Here is a 5,293-nt window from a genome sequence, read left to right on the forward strand (position 1 = left end):
ATCGGCCTGACCCTGCAGCATGTGGATGAGATTAAGGCCTACGAGGAACGTCACCGCCAGCAAGCGCCCTGGTTATTTTAAATTCCTCTAACGCGAAGATCGCAATGCAAAGACGCAAAGCTCGCAAAGATTTGAGTTGAGGCTTCAGCTCTGACTATTCAAAAAGGCCATTGCGTGCTTTGCGCTTCACTGTGAACTTTGCGTTATAAAAAATGTAATTAGGATTGAATATGAGCAAAAAGATTTTGATTCTGCCGGGTGACGGCATTGGCCCCGAGATCGTCACTGAGGCAGTCAAGGTGTTGGCGACTCTGCGCGATGAGCAGGGTCTCGACATCGAGATGGACGAGGCACTGGTGGGTGGTGCGGCTATCGACGCCACTGGCGGCCCGTTGCCCGACGCCACTCTGGACCTGGCGAAAGAGGCGGATGCGATCCTGCTGGGTGCGGTGGGTGGCCACAAGTGGGAGTCGCTGGATATCTCTATCCGCCCGGAGAAGGGACTGCTGGGACTGCGTTCCGAACTGAACCTGTTCGCCAATCTGCGTCCGGCGATCCTCTACCCGCAGTTGGCGGATGCCTCTACGTTGAAACCCGAGGTGGTCTCCGGGCTCGATATCATGATCGTGCGTGAGTTGACCGGCGGCATCTACTTCGGCCAGCCGCGTGGTGTGCGTGAGCTGGATAACGGCGAGCGTCAAGGCTACAACACCCTGGTCTACAGTGAGTCCGAGGTGGATCGCATCGCCCGCGTCGCCTTCGACATCGCCATGAAGCGCGGCAAGCGGCTCTGCTCGGTGGATAAAGCCAATGTGCTTGAGTGCACCGAGATGTGGCGTGAGGTTGTCACCAAGGTGGCCGAGGAGCACCCGGAGGTGGAGCTGAGTCACATGTACGTCGATAATGCTGCGATGCAGCTGGTGAAGTGGCCCAAGCAGTTCGATGTGATGGTTACCACCAACATGTTTGGTGATATTCTGTCCGATTGCGCGGCGATGCTGACCGGCTCCATCGGCATGCTGCCGTCGGCCTCGCTGGACGAGAATAGTAAGGGCATGTACGAGCCGATTCATGGCTCCGCGCCGGACATCGCCGGGCAGGGCGTGGCCAACCCGCTGGCGACTATTCTCTCGGTAGCGATGATGCTGCGCTACAGTCTGGACAAACCGGCGATGGCTGAGCGTATCGAGGCGGCGGTCAACAAGGTCCTGGATGATGGCCTGCGCACCCCGGACATCATGTCCGACGGCATGACCGAGGTCAGCTGCGAAGGCATGGGCGATGCCATAGTAGCGGTTTTGTAACTGGTTTAACCACAAAGGGCACAAAGACCACGAAGAGGTAATCGGCCTTTGGCGTGCTTTGTGTCCTTCGTGTTCTTAGTGGTAAAAAATTCTTAGGTCAAGACGATGAAACGAGTCGGATTTGTAGGTTGGCGCGGCATGGTGGGCTCGGTCCTGATGGGCCGCATGCTGCAGAGGGTGATTTTGCCGATATCGATGAGCCGGTCTTCTTCACCACCTCCCAGGTGGGACAGGCGGGTCCGGATATCGGCCGCGAGATCCCCCTGCTGAAGGATGCCACCGACATCGACGAGCTGAAGGCGATGGATGTGATCGTCACCTGCCAGGGCGGTGGTTATACTAACGAGGTATTCCCCAAGCTGCGTGAGGCGGGTTGGGAGGGCTACTGGATTGATGCGGCCTCCAGCCTGCGCATGAAGGAGCACTCGATCATCGTGCTTGACCCGGTCAATGACAAGGTGATCCGAGACGGCCTGGCGAAGGGTGCCAAAGACTACATCGGCGGCAACTGCACCGTCAGCCTGATGCTGATGGCGATGGGCGGTCTGTTCCGCGAGGATCTGGTGGAGTGGGTCACTGCGATGACCTACCAGGCCGCCTCTGGCGCCGGTGCACGCAACATGCGCGAGCTGATTAGTCAGATGGGCAGATCGAGGATGCGGTAGCTCCGCAGCTGGCCGATCCTGCCTCGGCAATCCTGGATATCGACCGAACTGTCGTCGAGGCCATGCGCGCCGATGCATTTCCCACCGATAATTTCGGTGTGCCGCTGGCCGGCAGTCTGATCCCCTGGATCGATGTGGCGCTGGAGAACGGCCAGAGCAAGGAGGAGTGGAAGGCATTTGCCGAGACCAACAAGATCCTCGGTCGCTCCGAAAATCCGGTAGCTATCGACGGTACCTGTGTGCGCATCGGTGCCATGCGCTGTCACAGCCAGGCCCTGACCGTGAGGCTGCGCAAGGATGTGCCGATGGATGAGATCGAGTCGATACTCGCCTCCGCCAACGACTGGGTGAAGGTGATTCCCAACCAGCGGGATATTACCGTGCAGGAGCTGAGTCCGACCCAGGTTACCGGGACCCTCGCGGTACCGGGGGGCGTCTGCGCAAGATGAACTTGGGCAGTGAATATCTCAACGCCTTCACCGTCGGCGACCAGCTGTTGTGGGGTGCTGCGGAGCCGCTGCGACGCATGCTGCGGATCCTTCTGGAAGATTGATCGACGCAATGGCCCAGGCGCTGGGCGCTATTCAGAGCCCCGTTGGAGATAGATTCAACGGGGTTTTCTTTTTCATTATGAGGTGATGGTTTGCAGGAGAGATCGGTTGATATTGCTATCGTGGGGGCGGCCGGGTTGGTGGCGGAAGCGCTGCTGGCCGCCATCGATGCACACTCCCCGGCTGAGCGGCAGTGTTGTGCTGCTGGGTGGTCCGGATGAGGTGGGCAGAGGCATCGAATTTGGCAGTCGGGAGTTGGAGATTGCCGACCTGGAGCTGCACAGCTTCGATGCAACCCCGATCGTTATCTCCACCGGCGAGTCGGATGTAGCGCCGGATTGGGTGGAGCGGGCTCAGGATGCGCGTTGTATCGTGCTGGATATCGGCTCGCATCTGTGCCCAGAGTCTGACCTGGTTCCGGTGGTTGGGGCAGTGAACCCGGAGGCGCTGGAGCCTGTGTTATCGGGTGGAGTGGTGCCGTTACCAGGAAGCGTCGCGACTCAGTTGCTGACGGTGATCAAGCCACTCATCGAAACGCTCGGGGTGGAGCGGGTCTCGCTGTTTGTTGCCCAGGCGGTATCGGAGTTGGGACGCAGCGGGGTGGAAGAGGTGGTGCGGCAGACCTCGCTGCTGCTCAATGGCAAGCCAGTCGCACCGCTGCTGTTTCCTCGCCAGATTGCGTTTAACCTGATCCCACAGGTTGCCGAGTGTTTGTCGGGTGGGATGAGTAAGATGGAGGCCGATCTGCTGGATGTCTGTCAGCTTGTCCTGGGGCGATCTTGTCCGTCAATCAGTGTTAGCGCTGCTTGGGTGCCAGTCTTTTTCGGCCACTCGATGGCGCTGCACTGCACGGCCTCTCAACCTGTGGCTCAGCAGGTGATCGAGAGCTGTCTGGAGCAGGCGGATGGCATTGAATTGATCGATGTTGATAGTCAGGGGCCCTCTCCGGTTGGTGATGCCTCTGGTGGTGCGTCTGTGCTGGTCGGCCGGTTCGTGTGTAGAACAGAGAATCCAACTGAATTCTCACTTTGGGCAGTTGCCGACAACCTGCGTTCCGGTATTGCGGCGAATGTCTTGAAGATTCTAGAGATTTTGGTAAAAGGCCACTTGTAAGCTATAGTTAGGCCAGATTTATTACCCTTATTCTTGATGGAGATTCGGAACAGATGTCTATATGTTCCGACGGTTTTTTGTATGCGGAAACGTCCAATCTGCCCGTGGGTTGCGTTCGCTTTGGCGAGGAGGAAGCATGATTCGTAAGCTGTCCCTGGCAGTGGCCATTGCGGCGGCGCTATCGCCGTTTGTGGCCAACGCTCTCGGGCTTGGAGAGATCCAGACCAAGTCAGTACTTAATCAGGAATTTAAAGCTGATATAGAACTGCTCTCTATCGACAAGGGTGAAATCCAGGGAGTCAAGGTTGAACTTGGGTCAGCTAAGGATTTCGAACGGGCTGGTATCGAGCGTTCGCTCATGTTGTCGGGGCTCAGGTTCGAGCCTGTCATCCTGTCTGATGGTCGGGCGGTTATTCGTGTCACCAGCGGCGCTCCTGTCCGTGAGCCTTTTTTGAATTTTCTCGTGGAAGTGAACTGGCCGAAAGGTCGTCTAATCAGGGAGTACACTGTGCTCCTGGACCCGCCTGTCACATTGAAACGCAAACCCACACCGGTGGCAGCGCCTACAGTCACCCGCCGTTTGCCGGTCCAGCCTGCCAGTGCGGCTGGCGAGGGCGCTCGTCAGGTGGTCGAAGAGGGGGCTAGGGAGTATGGCCCGATCGCGCGGAATGATTATCTGTGGCGCATCGCCAGCAAGATGCGCCGTTCGGGGGAAACCACCGAACAGGTAATGATGGCGTTGCTGCGCTACAACCCCAATGCCTTTATCGGCAACAATGTCAATCGGCTGAAAGCGGGCAAGATTTTACGGCTGCCGGCAGATGCGAATGTACAGGCTCTGTCACACCGCGAGGCCCGTGAAGAGTTTCTTGCTCAGACATCCGCTTGGCGGGCGAAAAGTGCAAAGGCAAAGTCGGCTGCGGCTGATGTCGCCTCGACCTCCGAAGGTGCTGCACAGGAAATCGCCTCGACCGCGGCAAAACCCAAGCCCAAGCAGGATCGCATCAAGCTGATCTCCGCCAAGCCTGATGCCCAGGAAGCGGTCGATCGTGAAGGTAAAGCGGCGGCTGCAAAAAAGATAGATGAGCTGCAGAAGCAGGTTCTGCTGATGCGTGAAACCAATGAGAGTACGCGTCAGGAAGGCGAGGAGATGCGTGCCCGGATTCACGAGTTGGAGTCGCAGCTCGTTGATATTCAGCGCTTGTTGACACTCAAGAGCGATCAACTGGCACAGCTGCAGTTGGCTCAGCAGGAGGCTGCAGAAGAGGCTCGAAGAGCTGCGGAGGCAGCTCGTGAGAAGGCCGAAGCTCTCGCGGCGGCAGTGTCTGAACCTGAAGCAGTGAAGCCCGCCGTTTCGGCACCTGAGTCGGCTATGCCAGAGGTTGCTCAGCCTGAAGTGGTGGCGATTCCACCAGGAACGCACATCGAAGAGGTAGACATCGAGGCCTCAATCGAAGCAGCGATGAAAGATGCAGTGGCAACCACGCCCGCTGCTGAAGTGGTTCCACCGCAAACGGTAATGCCAGAGACAATCGCACCGGCAGAAATGGAATCGACGGTGGTGGTAGAGCCGCAAGCTCCTGTAGAGGAGAGTAAGCCGCAAGCAGTGTCGGAAGTGGCGGTAGCGCCAGAAGCGACCGCAGAGCCGGAAAAGCCTGAA

General features: G+C 58.1%; 3 protein-coding genes and 2 pseudogenes. All 5 read left to right on the forward strand.

Translation table 11 applies throughout. The features are described 5' to 3' along the window. Positions 1-81 (forward strand): annotated as a pseudogene (locus RIFP1SYM_RS17645) (3-isopropylmalate dehydratase small subunit); the annotation flags it as partial. Positions 82-230: 149 nt separating this feature from the next. Then, on the forward strand, positions 231-1,304 hold the full coding sequence (gene leuB / locus RIFP1SYM_RS15470; RefSeq protein ID WP_006475034.1) for a 3-isopropylmalate dehydrogenase: 1,074 nt from the start codon (positions 231-233) through the stop codon (positions 1,302-1,304). 105 nt (positions 1,305-1,409) lie between these two features. Next, positions 1,410-2,522, forward strand: a pseudogene (asd, locus tag RIFP1SYM_RS15475) (aspartate-semialdehyde dehydrogenase). A 166-nt stretch (positions 2,523-2,688) separates the two neighbouring features. Then, complete coding sequence (locus RIFP1SYM_RS15480) at positions 2,689-3,633, forward strand: Asd/ArgC dimerization domain-containing protein (RefSeq protein WP_240992144.1); 945 nt, start codon at positions 2,689-2,691, stop codon at positions 3,631-3,633. A 136-nt stretch (positions 3,634-3,769) separates the two neighbouring features. After that, positions 3,770-5,293, forward strand: a 1,524-nt coding sequence (locus RIFP1SYM_RS15485) for a type IV pilus assembly protein FimV (protein WP_276123761.1), incomplete at its 3' end; no start/stop codon positions are given.

This window comes from endosymbiont of Riftia pachyptila (vent Ph05) (genome assembly GCF_000224455.1).
GTDB lineage: Bacteria > Pseudomonadota > Gammaproteobacteria > Chromatiales > Chromatiaceae > Endoriftia > Endoriftia persephonae.

Bases quoted from the DNA above. Each gene is read 5' to 3' on its own strand.
- leuB (WP_006475034.1), top strand. From the start codon at position 231: ATGAGCAAAAAGATTTTGATTCTGCCGGGTGACGGCATTGGCCCCGAG.
- RIFP1SYM_RS15480 (WP_240992144.1), top strand. From the start codon at position 2,689: ATGCACACTCCCCGGCTGAGCGGCAGTGTTGTGCTGCTGGGTGGTCCG.